Consider the following 13,440-nt stretch of genomic DNA (forward strand, 5'->3'; position numbering starts at 1 on the left):
CTCTCCGGTGGGTGTCGGATTCAATCCGGCGCAGCGGCGGAGGGGCAAGGGCATGTGGGAAGGGGGGTCATCCATAGTACCTATAGACTCTAGCGGATCCAGTGGCGCCGGGCATCACGTCCGGCGCCGCTGGCCGAACCCCGTTGGCCTGCCCGAGGTGTGAACCTCCGCGCAATTGCGCCGGTGGGGGACCCGTTTCCCGGGCCCGGTCCGTGGAGAAGGTTCCAAGGAAATTCACAGCTACAACAGCGAGGCGAAGCGCTCCGCTGCAGCGGTCGCCCCGGCGACGATGATCTCATCGTCCTCGTGCAGCACGGTCTGGGTGGTGGTGTAGTCCCAGTCGCGGTCCTGCCGCTTCACGGCCACGACCGTGACATGGTGCCTGGCCCTGATTCCGGTGTCTCCCAGCGCCTTGCCCACCGCTTCCTTCGGCGGGCGGGTCTTGACCATTGCGAACCCGTCCTCGAACTCGACGTAGTCGAGCATGGCGCCGCGGACCAGGTGGGCCACACGCCGCCCCATGTCCTGCTCGGGGCGGATCACGTGCTCGACGCCGAGCTGCTCCAGGATCTGGCCGTGGGCGGCGCTGACCGCCTTGGCCCAGATGGTGGGCTTCTTGAAGCGCAGCAGTGCCGAGGTGGTCAGGATGCTTGCCTCCAGATCGCTGCCGATGCCGACCACAGCGCGGTCGAAATCGTGCACCGAGAGCTGGCGCAGCACCTCCTCCTTTGTGGAATCGGCGCGCACCACGTGGGTGAGCCGCCCGTTGAACGACTGGACGATGTCCTCGTCGTTGTCGATGCCCAGCACCTCGGTGCCGGCCGCGGCCAGCTCCAGGGCCAGGGCCCCGCCGAAGCGACCGAGCCCGATGACGACCACCGAGTTGGCCTCGGCGATGCGTTCCATCGACTTTGGGGTGAACAGATGGTGCTTAGCCAATGAGTGGCCTCTCTTTCGGGAATTCGTACATCACGGGTCGGGCGCGCAACGCGAGCGCGGAGGCCAGCGTCACCGGCCCCAGCCGCCCGATGAACATGAGGAACACCAACAGCAGCTGGCCCGCAGGGGGCAGGGAGGCGGTGATTCCGGTGGACAGGCCCACGGTGGCGAACGCGGAGATCGTTTCAAAGAGCAGCCGGTCCAGGCCGAAGTCGGTCATCAGCATCAGCGCCATGGTGGAACCGGTGACCAGCGCCACGGCCAACAGCACGATGGTGATCGCCTGGCGGTGGACCGAACGCGAGAGCCGCTTGCCGAAGATGTTCACCGCGGTGCCGCCCTGGACCTCGGTGAGCAGGATGAAGAACAGCACGGCGAACGTGGTGATCTTGAGTCCGCCCGCGGTGCCGGCCGGCCCGCCGCCAATGAACATCAGGACGTCGACACCCAGCCAGGTCGCCGGATCCATCTGGCCGAAGTCCACGGAGTTGAACCCGGCGGTGCGGGTCATGACCGACTGGAAGAACCCCGCCAGCAGCTTGTCCGCCGTGGACAGCACGCCTAGGGTCTTGGGGTTTGACCATTCCAGGGCGCAGATGAACGCGGTGCCCATGGCCAGCAGTCCAGCCGTTCCAACGACGACCAGCTTGGTGTTCATGGTCCAGTGCAGTGGCCTGCGGTAGTGGCGCCCGAGCTCGAAGAGCACCGGGAAGCCCAGGCCGCCGACGATGATGGCCGCGGCGATCGGGAGGCAGATCCACGGGTCGCCCACGAAACCCATCAGGCTGTCGCTGAAGAGTGCGAACCCGGCATTGTTGAACGCGGAGACGGAGTGGAAAACGCCCAGCCACAGGGAGTGTCCCCAGGTGTTGCCCAGCCCCGCGGAGAAGCGGAGGGTCAGCGCCAGGGCCACGACAAGTTCGGTTGCCACGGTGATGCACAGGACGCCCAGCAGCACCGAGCGCACGTCGCCGAAGCCCGTGCTCTTGGTTTCCGCCGCGGCCTGGATGCGGGACTTGAGCCCCAATCGCCTGGCCATCAGCACACCGAGTAGCGAGGCGAAGGACATGATGCCAAAGCCGCCGAGCTGGATCAGCACGAGGATCGCCACCTGCCCGAAGGGGGTCCAGTAGATGGCCGTGTCAACGACCGCCAGCCCGGTAACGCACACGGCTGAGGTGGCGGTGAACAGGGCCTCGAGGAATCCGGCGCCGCCGGGGCCGACCTTGGCCATCGGGAGCATCAGGACGGCAGTTCCCAGGGCAATGGCCGTTCCGAAGCCAAGGGCGATGCCCTGGGCCGGATGCCGGGGGAGCAGTGCCCGGGCAAGGGCCCGGGACTTGCTAACGGTGAGGGGCATGAAACCCAGAATATGCGCTGCGGGCGCGAATCCTCGGATCCGAGCGCAGGGGCGCCCGAATCCTCGAGGTGCGGCCACGCCGCTGCGGGGGAATCCCGTGGCCGATACGCCCGCGCACGGAGAAACGCCATTGCCATTCACTGCGGGGTATTAGGGTCATAGACTCGAGCCCATGAGCATAGACGTCGAGAGCCTGTACCGTGACCTGCACGCCAACCCCGAACTTTCTTTCCAGGAACACCGCACGGCCGGGATTGTTTCCGGGCACCTGCGTGAACTTGGCCTGGAAGTCCAGGAAGGCATTGGAGGCACCGGGGTGGTCGGGGTCCTGGCAAACGGGCCCGGGCCGACGGTCATGCTGCGCGCGGACATGGACGGCTTGCCGGTTCTGGAGGCGACCGGCCTGGAATATGCCAGCACCGCCACGGGCATCGGCCCCGACGGACGCCTGGTACCCGTCATGCATGCCTGCGGCCACGACGTGCACGTCACCTGCTTGCTGGGAGCCGTGGAAAGACTTGCGGGCGAGCGCGGCTCGTGGTCCGGGACGCTGCTGGCGCTCTTCCAACCGGCCGAGGAAGCCGGCGGCGGGGCCCAAGCGATGGTTGACGCCGGGCTCTTCGACAAGCTGCCCGCACCGGACGTGGTGCTCGGACAACACGTGGCGCCGTTCCCCGCCGGATGGATCGGACTGCGCCCCGGCGTTGCCATGGCCTCGGCCGATTCGCTGAACATCACCCTGCATGGGTCTGGCGGGCACGGTTCGCGGCCCGAAACCACCGTGGACCCGGTGCTTTTGGCGGCCGCCACCACCATGCGCCTGCAGGGCATCGTCTCGCGGGAACTTGCCGCCAGCGATCAGGCGGTGCTGACCGTCGGGCAGATCCATGCCGGCACCAAGAACAACATCATTGCCGCGCAGGCCACCCTGGGCCTGAGCGTGCGGACCTTTGACGAGAGTGTGCGCGCCAAGATGCTTAATTCCATCGAACGGGTCGTGCGCGGGGAGGCCATGGCCTCGGGGTCGCCCAGGGAACCGGTGATCACGCCGGAGGAACATTTCCCACTGACCGTCAATGACCTCGATGCGTCGACGCGGGTAACCGCGGCGCTCGTCGAGCGATTCGGTGCGGGGAAGGTCATTGACCCGGGTCCGGTGGCAGGCAGCGAGGATGTCGGTGTTCTCGCCACGGCAGCGGGGGTGCCGCTGGTGTACTGGCTGCTGGGCGGGGAGGACCCGGGCCTGATCAAGAACTTCGAGAGCACCGGCAGGATGCCCGAGGGCATTCCGTCGAACCATTCACCGCATTTTGCCCCGCGGATCCAGCCGACCCTGAACGTGGGCATCGAGGCCCTGGTGACGGCCGCACGGGTATGGCTTGGCTAGTGGGCACCTGCCCCGGCCCGGGGGGAACCCATGGTGCCGTGAGCGGAATCCGGCAGGTCCGGACAAGTTCGCAGCAATACAGCGTATGGTGTGGCGGTAGGGGTACTTTCCCCTAACTTTTGGGAATGCCGAGCATTCCCGGCTAGGACGGCACAGAATGTCGAAGTCACCGCGTAAGGCTGAGGCCAAGAAACCTTCAAAGTCCATCAAGGAGAAGCGCGCCGAAAAGCGCACGAAGTCGGCGGGCGAAATGATCCTTGACCCCGTACGCAAGGTATCGAAATAACCGCCATGCGGCGTGGCTGATCCCTATGGCCACCTCGAGAACACAAGAAAATGCCTGTTCGTCGGAAGAGCAATCTTCGACGAACAGGCATTTTCGTGCACGGGAACGAACCGGGCGCTGCTAGCGGATGCCGGCGCCGCGGTAGACCCGCACCCAGGTGTCGGCAGTGACGCCCAGCGCCCGGCGCTGGCCTGCCACGTCCACGGTCAGCGTCACCCGCCATTCCGGGCTCGGCTGGAAGGCCTTGAGCAGGGGGCCGTGCAGGGTTTGGTTGCCGTCGCTGACCTCGATGACGCGCCGCAGGTGTTCCGGTCCGAGATCCTCGGCCCGGACCATGGTCTCGCGACGGGGGCCTGCCGGACCGCGCGGGGCCTTCACGATCCTGCGTGCCTCCCGCATGGCCTCCGAACGCCGGGCGATTCGCTCGGTCCGTTGGGCGGTGGTGCCGCTGAGTGAGAGGGGTGCCGGGGAGAAACTGGGAATGGCAGTGATTCGGGTGACCGCCTGGGGTGATTTCCTGGCTACCTTGGACCAAAATTCCTCCGGCCCCTTGCCCATCAGGATGACAGCACGGAGATTCGGAACCAGGCGCAACAGCTTACCCATAGGCTCGACCCCGGCGTTCTGCTCGGCACCGGTGAGCCGCCCGGAAGCACCCTCGGCCCGGTACCAGGGGAAGGCGTGCCAGAGGACGACTTCCTTGGCATCGATTCCGGACTCGTCCAGCAAGGTAGCCAGTGCCTCGGCGGCGGCATTGTCATCCTCGGTAGAGAGGATGTCCTCGCCGTCCTCGGTGCGGTTGGCGACTTCGGGAGCCGGCATCAGGCACAGGACGGTGGCATCGGTGCCGCCGTGCAGGGGCGCAACGAAGGGGATGGTTCCGGCACCCTCCGGGGCAGTGGCGCGCAGGTCCTGAACCAGGGAATTGAGGGGTGCAACGTGTTCAGCCCACAACTCCGATTCCTGCGAGTTCCTGAATTCGGGGTCAATCATCTTGCGGGGCATGAAGGGTTCTCTCATGAATCTTTCGAGGGGGTCGAACCACAAGCATGGCACGGCCTGAAGCCGAACCCGTAGCCCGGAGGGGCCGACGTATCACGCGTCACTGGGTCGCTCCCGGCCAACCGCCGGGTACACGGAGAGTCGGGATGCTGGCATGCGGCACCGCCAGAGGGCGTCAAGAATCCTGCTTGCCCTCACGCAATCGGCTGGCGATTCCAGCCCAGACGCGTTTCTGCTCTTCCCGGTCGACGGTCCGCTTGGCACCCAACGGGTGAAGCGAACGCACGATGTGCAGGTCCGGATAGCCCGACGTGATTTCCGGGAGAACCGCGTCCGCGGCGTCCTGCGCCTTTCGTCCCAGGAGCAGCAGCATCTTCAGGTCCGTCATCAAGTCCATGACCTCCAAGAGCGCCCTTCCCCCTTCGAGCGACTGCTCCGGCGTCAGGTCCCGCTTGGGATCAAGGCGTGGCCAGGGATAGCCGTTCCAGTGGCAGAGATCTGCCGGATCGATGTCGAACTCCGTCATCAGGTGACGTTGGCGGTCCGCTGCGCGGTCCGGGTTCCTGATGCACATGAACCTGGTTTCGTCCCGTGGTTCGCCCGCGTCATTGAGCACCATCAGGGCACGGGCGTGAATCCCGCCGTGCCACGGGGCTGCCAACGGCAGTCGCACTCCGTCCTTGTCATCACCAAGTCGACCGATCAGTTCGTTGAGGGGAGCCACGTGTTCAGCCCGCAGGCTCTCACTTTGCTGGCTCCAGAAGGGGTCACCGTGCTGGGCGCGCTTCCATTTGTCGGCCGGTGCCATCGAGATCCCTGTTCCTCCTTGATCCCGGGACTTCGAACAGGCCCCGAGTGGACACCGAATATACCAAGGACAAGTGATCGTTCGGGCTCTGGACGGCGAAACTCTGTCGGCTCCCACGGAGGGGACTCGCCGATCCTGGATCTGGATGCGCGGTTTCGTGGTTGCCCTCGTGGACGGATGGCTGACCGGGGGGCGTTGCGATCGGCAACCGGAACCGATGCAAACGTCTATGGTTGCTGTGTCATCGGACACGGCCCTAGGGAAATGACGTGACATGTCCCGTCAGTCCAAAACTTTCTGGCATAATGGACAGGTACTCGATTTGATGTGGCCCCTCTCTCCGCGTTGAATCCTGTCCTTTTGAAGATCTGCGGTATGGCCCGCCCCACGGGTGCAGAAACAGGGATTCGCACATGTTGAGAAAACAGGAGTGACCACTACCGTGGCCGTTAAAATTCGTCTGAAGCGTTTCGGCAAGATTCGCGCCCCTTACTACCGTATCGTCGTCATGGATGCGCGCTCCAAGCGCGATGGCCGTGCGATTGAAGAAATCGGCAAGTACCACCCGACCGAAGAGCCTTCGTTCATCGAGGTCAAGTCCGACCGCGCCCAGTACTGGCTCTCCGTCGGCGCCCAGCCGACCGAGCAGGTTGCCGCGATCTTGAAGATCACCGGTGACTGGCAGAAGTTCAAGGGCATCGAAGGCCAGGAAGGCACCTTGCGCGTCAAGGAAGCCAAGCCGGCATTCGTTGTTCCGGAGAAGGGTTCGGTCATCCTGCCCGAGGCCATCACCAAGAAGGCCGAGAAGCCGGCTGCCGAGGCCGAGGTCGAGGCAGAAGCAACCGAGGCCGAGTAGCCAGTGCTCGTTGATGCGCTGGATCACCTGGTACGTGGCATCGTAGACACCCCGGAAGACGTACAGGTTGCGTTGAAGGGGAATCGTCGCGGTGACATTCTCGAGGTGCGTGTGCACCCCGAGGATCTCGGTCGGGTCATTGGCCGTCAGGGTCGCACCGCCAAGGCGCTGCGCACCGTGGTAGCCGCTCTGGCGGAGGAACCGATTCGTGTTGACGTAGTCGACACGGACCGTCGCCGGTAGCCAGCCTCACCACACAGCCTTGTCTGGCTTTGGTCCCACGATCCATGACGGATCGTGGGACCAAAGTGGTTTAAGCCCCGACGAGCGACGCAGCCGTCAGCGGCGAGGAGCCTGCAACAACCAAGTCGCACGTAAGATTGAACCTAGAAAAGTGTGTTCATGGGATGTAGGTCCCCTGAGCGCACGCCCCTGCCGGCCAAGGCCGGCAACCCACCGATTTGTATTCAAGGAGAAAACGCATGCGCCTCCAGGTCGCCCGCATTGGCAAGCCGCACGGTATCCGCGGAGAGGTGACGGTGCAGGTCCTCACCGACGCACCCGAAGATCGTTTTGCCCCGGGTGCCGTCTTCGAGGTCGAGCACCCCACCGTCAAGAAGCTCACCGTCGAGGGTGCCCGCTGGAACAAGGAAATCCTGTTGCTGGCCTTCGAAGAGCTGCTGGACCGCAACACCGCGGAAACGATGCGCGGGGCCAAGCTTTTCATCGACACCGACGAGGTCGAGGACGATTCCGAGGGCTGGTACGAGCACGAGCTCGTGGACCTCGAAGCCCGCGTGGGGGAGAAGGTCGTCGGCAAGGTCATCGCGCTGCGCACCGGCAACGTCCAGGATTTGCTGGTTGTTGAATCCACCGAAGGCGACGAGATCTACGTCCCGTTCGTGGAGAGCATCGTGCCCGAGGTCAACATCGCCGGCGGCTACATCCTGATGACCCCGCCTGCAGGCCTGTTCGACATCAACCGTGAAGACGTCGCGGACACCAACGCACCGGCAGAGGAAGCCTAGGCCCGATGCGCATTGACGTTGTCTCGATTTTCCCGGAGTACCTCGCGGCCCTGGACCTGTCGCTGATCGGCAAGGCCAGGCGGGAAAAGGTGCTGGATTTGAACGTGCACGACCTGCGCGACCATACCCACGATCGCCACCGCACCGTGGATGACACCCCCTACGGCGGCGGTGCAGGCATGGTCATGAAGCCGGAACCCTGGGGCGCGGTGCTGGATCGGATTGCCACCGAGTCCCCGCTTTCCGCAACGTCCGGGAACAAGCCCATCTTGATCGTCCCCTCGCCCGCCGGCGCGGTCTTCAACCAGGCCATGGCCTACGAGCTGGCCGAAGCCGAGCACCTGGCCTTTGCCTGCGGCCGATACGAGGGCATCGACGAGCGGGTCCTGGAGCACGCCGCCGAGGCATTTGACGTCCGCCCGGTTTCGATCGGGGACTACGTGCTCAACGGGGGAGAGGTAGCGGTGCTGGCCATGGTCGAGGCCATTGGCCGGCTGATTCCCGGCGTCATTGGAAACCCGGAGTCGCTGGTCGAGGAGTCGCACTCCGACGGATTGCTGGAGTACCCCGTGTACACCAAGCCCGGAACCTGGGAGGGCCGGGAGGTCCCCGAGGTGTTGCTCTCCGGCAACCACGGCAAGATCGCCCGCTTCCGCCGCAACAAGCAACTTGAGCGCACCGCGTCCCGCCGCCCCGACTTGATCGTGCAGCTGGATCCCTCCACGCTGAACCGGCACGACCGCGACACCCTATGGCACAGCGGCTTTGCCATATCCGAGGGCAAGATCATTCCGAAGGACGAGCTCGCCTAAGGCCCACGCGATTGTAGGCCGCCTAGCGCGGTGGTTCGGCACTTTCCAGGAGGCCGACCACCGCGCTTTGCTGTCCCCGGCGGGCATGCTCGAGCGCCGTGGTCCCATCGGAATCCGCAATGGAGACATCCCCGCCGGCGTCGATGACCAGCCGCACGACTTCCTGGTGTTCCGGACCACCTGTGCCCAAAATGACGGTCTCCAGAAGGCAGGTCCACCCAAGATCATTCACGTGGTCGACGGCGACCTTGGCGTCCAGGAGCAGTCTTACGGTTTCGACGTGGGCGTGTTCGCAGGCGGGAATGAGTGCGGTGCCGCCGTAACGATTGGTGCTTCCCACATCCGCGCCGTTTTCCAGTGTGAGTTCCAGGATGTCGTTGAGCCCCTCCGCCCCGGCATACAGGAATGCCGAATCCGAGATCTGATCCTTTGCATTCACGTCGGCCCCCCGACGGATCAGTTCCCGGGCCGCGTCCACTGCGTTGGCGCGGGTTGCGGATACCAGCACCGGCCGGCCATCGGTGCCGCGGTAGTTGGCCGAAACCCCGGCATCGAGCAGTCTTCGTACCTGCTCGGCGTCATTGGCCACCGCCGCCGCGACCAGGGATTCCCCCGGCGACGTCACGTCGACGGTCCCGCTATCCGACGTGCTTGCCCGTGGCGTCGAGGTTTCCCGGACGCCCGTCGTGGGGATGCTGCAGGCACCCAAACCAAGGAGGGCGGCAACCAGCGCCCCTGTGATCAAGGTGGAGGTTGAATGTCGGTTGGACATGGACCCATCCTAGTCCGGGGCGACGCCGAGGTGAGTGGCCACGATCGTTGCGGCGTTCAACCCGCCACAATGAACGCGTCTTCCCCGCGTTGAACGCATGGAAACCCGGGGAAGACGCGTCCGTTGGGGCAGGTGCCCGTTGGGGCTACATGCGGGAAGGGATGCTACGCCTTGCTCGGTACCTCGAGCTCGGGCAGGTAGACCTTGCCTCCGGCGGCCAGGAATTCCTGGCTCTTTTCGCGCATCCCGCTGACCATTTCTGCGATGGCGGCCTGCGAATCGGCCGAGCCGAATTCGTCCCGGATGTCCTGGCTGATGCGCATCGAGCAGAACTTCGGCCCGCACATGGAACAGAAGTGCGCGGTCTTTGCCGGTTCTGCAGGCAGCGTCTCGTCGTGGAACGACTCGGCCGTGACCGGGTCCAGCGACAGGGCGAACTGGTCGCGCCAGCGGAACTCGAAGCGCGCCTTGCTCAGCGCGTCGTCGCGTACGGATGCACCCGGGTGCCCCTTGGCCAGGTCCGCGGCGTGGGCTGCGATCTTGTAGGTGATCACGCCGGTCTTCACGTCGTCCTTGTTGGGCAGCCCCAGGTGTTCCTTGGGCGTGACGTAGCAGAGCATCGCGGTGCCGTAGCGGGCTATCTCCGTGGCGCCGATGGCGCTGGTGATGTGGTCATAGCCGGGCGCAATGTCGGTGACCAGCGGGCCAAGCGTGTAGAACGGAGCGCCGTCGCACAACTCCTGCTGGCGCTCCACGTTCTCCCGTACGAGGTGGAAGGGGATGTGCCCGGGGCCCTCGACCATGACCTGCACGTCGTACTTCCAAGCGCGCTTGGTCAGCTCGGCCAGGGTGTCCAGCTCGGCGAACTGCGCTGCGTCGTTGGCGTCGGCGATGGACCCCGGGCGCAGACCGTCACCCAGGGAGAACGCCACGTCGTACTTCGCGAAGATCTCGCACAGCTCGTCGAAGTGGGTGTAGAGGAAATTCTCCTGGTGGTGCGCCAGGCACCAGCCGGCCATGATGGCCCCGCCGCGCGAGACGATGCCGGTCACGCGGTTGGCCGACAGCGGCACGTAGCGCAACAGCACGCCGGCGTGGACGGTCATGTAGTCGACGCCCTGTTCGCACTGCTCGATCACGGTGTCGCGGTAGATTTCCCAGGTCAGTGCGTTGGCTTCGCCGTTGACCTTTTCCAGTGCCTGGTAGATCGGCACGGTGCCGATGGGAACCGGGGCGTTGCGGATCAGCCATTCGCGGGTGGTGTGGATGTCATCGCCGGTGGACAGGTCCATCACGGTGTCGGCGCCCCACAAGGTGGCCCACTGGAGCTTGTCCACCTCCTCGGCAATTGAGCTGGTGACCGCAGAGTTGCCGATGTTGGCATTGATCTTCACCAGGAACGCCTTGCCGATGATCATTGGCTCGGACTCGGGGTGGTTGATGTTTGACGGGATGATGGCCCTGCCCGCAGCGACCTCGCTGCGCACCAGTTCCACGTCGCAGTTCTCGCGCAGCGCCACAAAGCGCATTTCGGGGGTGATGATTCCCCGGCGGGCGTAGTGCATTTGGGTCACGCGTTTTCCGGGTTCCGCGCGCCGCGGCTGGTGCCGTGCTCCCTTCCATTCGGCCGATGCCGCTCCGCGGCGCAATGCGGACTTGCCGTCGTCCAGCAGGTTCCGCTCCCGACCGCCATAGGCCTCGGTGTCCGAACGATCCGCGATCCACTCGCCGCGGAAGGGCGGCAAGCCCACGACCGGGTCACTGCCGGGGCCGGCGGTGCGATACACCTGCAGCGGGGCGTTGGCCTTGCCGCCGGGGGATGGCTCCAAGGCGATTTCGGTGACCGGGACCCGGATCCCCGATTCGGCGTCCTCGAGATAAGCCAGGGAATGGGACTTCAGGGACTGGGTCTCTGCTGCTTCCGAGGCGTTTTGGACAGGGCTGTGCATTGAAATGGTGTTGTTCAAGGAGTACTCACTTCCTTCGCCGGCATTACCCGGACAGGTTCAACGGTCTCTTGCTGCTTCAGCTCGATCTCAGCCCCTGCAAGGGCTCCCGTGTGGTCGTAAGTGAAACTATCACAACATTCATCTGGCATCGAGTGTGACCTTGCGCACTGGCGTGGTGGCCCTGCTCACGTCCCCGTACCGGCCTGCTGTGCGGTCAGCGACAATATTCGCTGTGGAATCTGCACGAGCGGCCCGATTCGATGGGCACGATTCGGCAATTTTGCCGGCGTTCAAGGCGAAGGCCCGAAGCCAATCGAACTTTGACGGACCTGGCCGCAGGGAAGGAACTTCGCAGCTTGCCCCGGAGTGTGGCAAAATGGATTCTTGGGTCTACTGGGTTCTGCTCCTGCCGCAGGGGGAACGAATCAACAGTCCGACCTACCGCTGATCCGCAAACGGATCACGGTACCAAGCTCCGGACCGCCACATCTTTCCCTCGACGCCTTCGCGCGTCATGAGGAACAATAACGGTCCGTGTCTAAGGTAGATGACCTGCGGCGTCTGCCTAGGAGATGCATTCATGCGTATTCTCGACTCTGTCGACGCAGCCTCGCTGCGCAGCGATGTCCCGGACTTCCGCGCCGGTGACACCGTCAAGGTTCACGTCAACATCATCGAAGGCAAGAACTCCCGTGTTCAGGTATTCCAGGGCTTCGTCCTTGGTCGCCAGGGCGACGGCGTTCGCGAAACCTTCACCGTTCGCAAGGTCTCCTTCGGCGTCGGCGTAGAGCGTACCTTCCCGGTACACTCCCCGGTTCTGGAAAAGGTCGAACTGGTAACCCGTGGCGACGTTCGCCGCGCGAAGCTGTTCTACATGCGCGATCGCCACGGCAAGGCTGCGAAGATCCGCGAAAAGCGCGACTTCCGGACTGCCAAGTAGCCAGAAAAGCGAGAACCTCTATCCAAGCCGTCCTTCGGACGGCGGGGATGGGGATCCATCGTGGATCAAACTACTGAATCGGAACGTTTTTCCGCTTCGACAAAGCGCCGGTCCCCTTCGAGGGGCTGGCGCTTTGCCGTAGGCGCGCTTGCTGCGGCGGCGGTGATCACCCTTGGAGTTCGCGCCACGGTCGTTGACTTCTTCTACATCGGATCCACTTCCATGGAATCCACGTTGAACCCGGGTGAGGGCTTGCTGGTGAACCGGCTTTCCTACAAGGACGTCGAGATCCAACGCGGGGATGTGGTCATCTTCGACGGCCGCGGCTCGTTCCTGCCCTACCAGCGCCCCACTGCCCTGGATACACTGGCCTGGGCACTGCGCCTGGCCGGAAGTGATTCGGTGTATGTAAAGCGCGTCATCGGAGTCGGGGGCGACACCGTCAGCTGCTGCGGCCCGGACGGGCACCTGAGCATCAACGGTGTCCCGGTGGAGGAGCCCTACGTCTTTGGCGGGGACAAACCGAGTGACGTGGAATTCGATGTGCACGTACCCGAGGGTCGTCTATGGGTCATGGGGGACCACCGCTCGGTATCCGAGGATTCGCGTGCGCTGATGGGCGCGCCAGGTGGCGGCATGATCGACACGGATCGTGTCATTGGCAAGGTAGCCGAAGTGGTGTGGCCATTGGAAGACAAGCGACCCATCGATGGCTCATCCGTATTGCGTGGGCTACCCCTCGCCGAATAACCGAACACCGCTCCCCGCAACATGTAGTGACGGCCGGCAGCCGTCGACCGGCCGTCGGCATCCTGGCAAACCCTCGTTCCGCCCCACCCTACCCGGCTGACCAAAATCCGGGGCTTCTCGATGCGCGGCACCCAATCACGGAGACGATCCGTCGACTTAGTGGGCAGACTCCCCGTGCGATCCCGGACGTACGGGGAGTCTGCGTGCCGGAGGAAACCACAGGCAAAGAACACCCGGAAGCGACCGTTGCCGTCGCATCGATGAGCTAGACGGATATCGGCAAACATACCTGCCGAACAGGAACCAGAGGGCACTTCGCGACTCCATGTCCGAGTGGTCTCCGAATGTAGCCAACCATCCACTGCGCGAGGCCTTGCCGTGCTGGGCAAGGGAATGAATGCTTCGTTGGGTGATCGTCGGCTACTTGACTACCTGCATGTCACTGCATCTTTCCCCTGCCCAGGGCACCCGCATTGTCGGGCAAGGAGCGTTGGAATGATCATGGCCGATCGGCCAACGATCTGACTGGTGCGCGGTAGTCGGTGCCGCCT

General features: G+C 64.4%; 13 protein-coding genes and 1 riboswitch. Of the genes, 7 read left to right on the plus strand and 6 right to left on the minus strand.

The window, feature by feature from the left end; translation table 11 throughout:
• Nucleotides 1–240 precede the first annotated feature (240 nt).
• Nucleotides 241–906 carry a potassium channel family protein gene (locus tag ACIPUB_RS13095; RefSeq protein WP_407607798.1) on the minus strand — a complete coding sequence of 222 codons (666 nt, stop codon included), beginning with the start codon at nucleotides 904–906 and terminating at the stop codon, nucleotides 241–243.
• 25 nt (nucleotides 907–931) lie between these two features.
• On the minus strand, nucleotides 932–2,299 hold the full coding sequence (locus ACIPUB_RS13100) for a TrkH family potassium uptake protein (RefSeq protein WP_407607775.1): 1,368 nt from the start codon (nucleotides 2,297–2,299) through the stop codon (nucleotides 932–934).
• Nucleotides 2,300–2,471: 172 nt separating this feature from the next.
• On the opposite strand from ACIPUB_RS13100, the gene ACIPUB_RS13105 reads away from it, so the two are divergent.
• Complete coding sequence (locus ACIPUB_RS13105; RefSeq protein ID WP_407607776.1) at nucleotides 2,472–3,686, plus strand: amidohydrolase; 1,215 nt, start codon at nucleotides 2,472–2,474, stop codon at nucleotides 3,684–3,686.
• 406 nt (nucleotides 3,687–4,092) lie between these two features.
• Here ACIPUB_RS13105 and ACIPUB_RS13110 read toward each other — a convergent pair whose 3' ends face one another.
• Entirely contained in the window at nucleotides 4,093–4,992 is a 900-nt protein-coding gene (locus ACIPUB_RS13110) for a hypothetical protein (protein WP_407607777.1), read from the minus strand.
• Between the two features lie 157 nt (nucleotides 4,993–5,149).
• Nucleotides 5,150–5,782, minus strand: a complete 633-nt coding sequence (locus ACIPUB_RS13115; RefSeq protein ID WP_407607778.1) for a hypothetical protein — start codon at nucleotides 5,780–5,782, stop codon at nucleotides 5,150–5,152.
• A 442-nt stretch (nucleotides 5,783–6,224) separates the two neighbouring features.
• Here ACIPUB_RS13115 and rpsP point away from each other — a divergent pair, with 442 nt between their 5' ends.
• From rpsP to trmD, 4 genes are all read left to right on the plus strand, one after another.
• Nucleotides 6,225–6,638 carry a 30S ribosomal protein S16 gene (gene rpsP / locus ACIPUB_RS13120; RefSeq protein WP_217388303.1) on the plus strand — a complete coding sequence of 138 codons (414 nt, stop codon included), beginning with the start codon at nucleotides 6,225–6,227 and terminating at the stop codon, nucleotides 6,636–6,638.
• Between the two features lie 3 nt (nucleotides 6,639–6,641).
• Nucleotides 6,642–6,881, plus strand: coding sequence for an RNA-binding protein (locus ACIPUB_RS13125; RefSeq protein WP_264269707.1), 240 nt, complete (start codon nucleotides 6,642–6,644; stop codon nucleotides 6,879–6,881).
• 239 nt (nucleotides 6,882–7,120) lie between these two features.
• On the plus strand, nucleotides 7,121–7,666 hold the full coding sequence (gene rimM, locus ACIPUB_RS13130; RefSeq protein WP_407607779.1) for a ribosome maturation factor RimM: 546 nt from the start codon (nucleotides 7,121–7,123) through the stop codon (nucleotides 7,664–7,666).
• 5 nt (nucleotides 7,667–7,671) lie between these two features.
• Nucleotides 7,672–8,478 (plus strand): tRNA (guanosine(37)-N1)-methyltransferase TrmD, encoded by an 807-nt coding sequence (trmD, locus tag ACIPUB_RS13135; protein ID WP_407607780.1) that lies wholly within the window; start codon nucleotides 7,672–7,674, stop codon nucleotides 8,476–8,478.
• 22 nt (nucleotides 8,479–8,500) lie between these two features.
• Here the strand turns inward: trmD and ACIPUB_RS13140 are convergent, their stop codons facing one another.
• Together ACIPUB_RS13140 and thiC are read right to left on the minus strand one after the other, a co-directional pair.
• Nucleotides 8,501–9,250: an ankyrin repeat domain-containing protein gene (locus ACIPUB_RS13140; protein ID WP_407607781.1), complete on the minus strand. Its 750-nt coding sequence runs from the start codon at nucleotides 9,248–9,250 to the stop codon at nucleotides 8,501–8,503.
• A gap of 164 nt (nucleotides 9,251–9,414) precedes the next feature.
• On the minus strand, nucleotides 9,415–11,199 hold the full coding sequence (thiC, locus tag ACIPUB_RS13145) for a phosphomethylpyrimidine synthase ThiC (RefSeq protein ID WP_407607799.1): 1,785 nt from the start codon (nucleotides 11,197–11,199) through the stop codon (nucleotides 9,415–9,417).
• A gap of 12 nt (nucleotides 11,200–11,211) precedes the next feature.
• A riboswitch (TPP riboswitch) is annotated at nucleotides 11,212–11,319 on the minus strand.
• 460 nt (nucleotides 11,320–11,779) lie between these two features.
• Here thiC and rplS point away from each other — a divergent pair.
• Together rplS and lepB are read left to right on the plus strand one after the other, a co-directional pair.
• Entirely contained in the window at nucleotides 11,780–12,139 is a 360-nt protein-coding gene (rplS, locus tag ACIPUB_RS13150; protein ID WP_407607782.1) for a 50S ribosomal protein L19, read from the plus strand.
• Nucleotides 12,140–12,199: 60 nt separating this feature from the next.
• Nucleotides 12,200–12,889: a signal peptidase I gene (gene lepB / locus ACIPUB_RS13155; protein ID WP_407607783.1), complete on the plus strand. Its 690-nt coding sequence runs from the start codon at nucleotides 12,200–12,202 to the stop codon at nucleotides 12,887–12,889.
• Nucleotides 12,890–13,440: the final 551 nt, after the last annotated feature.

Source organism: Paeniglutamicibacter sp. ORCA_105 (genome assembly GCF_045798545.1).
Lineage (GTDB): Bacteria > Actinomycetota > Actinomycetes > Actinomycetales > Micrococcaceae > Paeniglutamicibacter > Paeniglutamicibacter sulfureus.

Bases quoted from the DNA above. Each gene is read 5' to 3' on its own strand.
- ACIPUB_RS13095 (WP_407607798.1), bottom strand. From the start codon at position 906: ATGGAACGCATCGCCGAGGCCAACTCGGTGGTCGTCATCGGGCTCGGT.
- ACIPUB_RS13100 (WP_407607775.1), bottom strand. From the start codon at position 2,299: ATGCCCCTCACCGTTAGCAAGTCCCGGGCCCTTGCCCGGGCACTGCTC.
- ACIPUB_RS13105 (WP_407607776.1), top strand. From the start codon at position 2,472: ATGAGCATAGACGTCGAGAGCCTGTACCGTGACCTGCACGCCAACCCC.
- ACIPUB_RS13110 (WP_407607777.1), bottom strand. From the start codon at position 4,992: ATGAGAGAACCCTTCATGCCCCGCAAGATGATTGACCCCGAATTCAGG.
- ACIPUB_RS13115 (WP_407607778.1), bottom strand. From the start codon at position 5,782: ATGGCACCGGCCGACAAATGGAAGCGCGCCCAGCACGGTGACCCCTTC.
- rimM (WP_407607779.1), top strand. From the start codon at position 7,121: ATGCGCCTCCAGGTCGCCCGCATTGGCAAGCCGCACGGTATCCGCGGA.
- trmD (WP_407607780.1), top strand. From the start codon at position 7,672: ATGCGCATTGACGTTGTCTCGATTTTCCCGGAGTACCTCGCGGCCCTG.
- ACIPUB_RS13140 (WP_407607781.1), bottom strand. From the start codon at position 9,250: ATGTCCAACCGACATTCAACCTCCACCTTGATCACAGGGGCGCTGGTT.
- thiC (WP_407607799.1), bottom strand. From the start codon at position 11,199: ATGCACAGCCCTGTCCAAAACGCCTCGGAAGCAGCAGAGACCCAGTCC.
- rplS (WP_407607782.1), top strand. From the start codon at position 11,780: ATGCGTATTCTCGACTCTGTCGACGCAGCCTCGCTGCGCAGCGATGTC.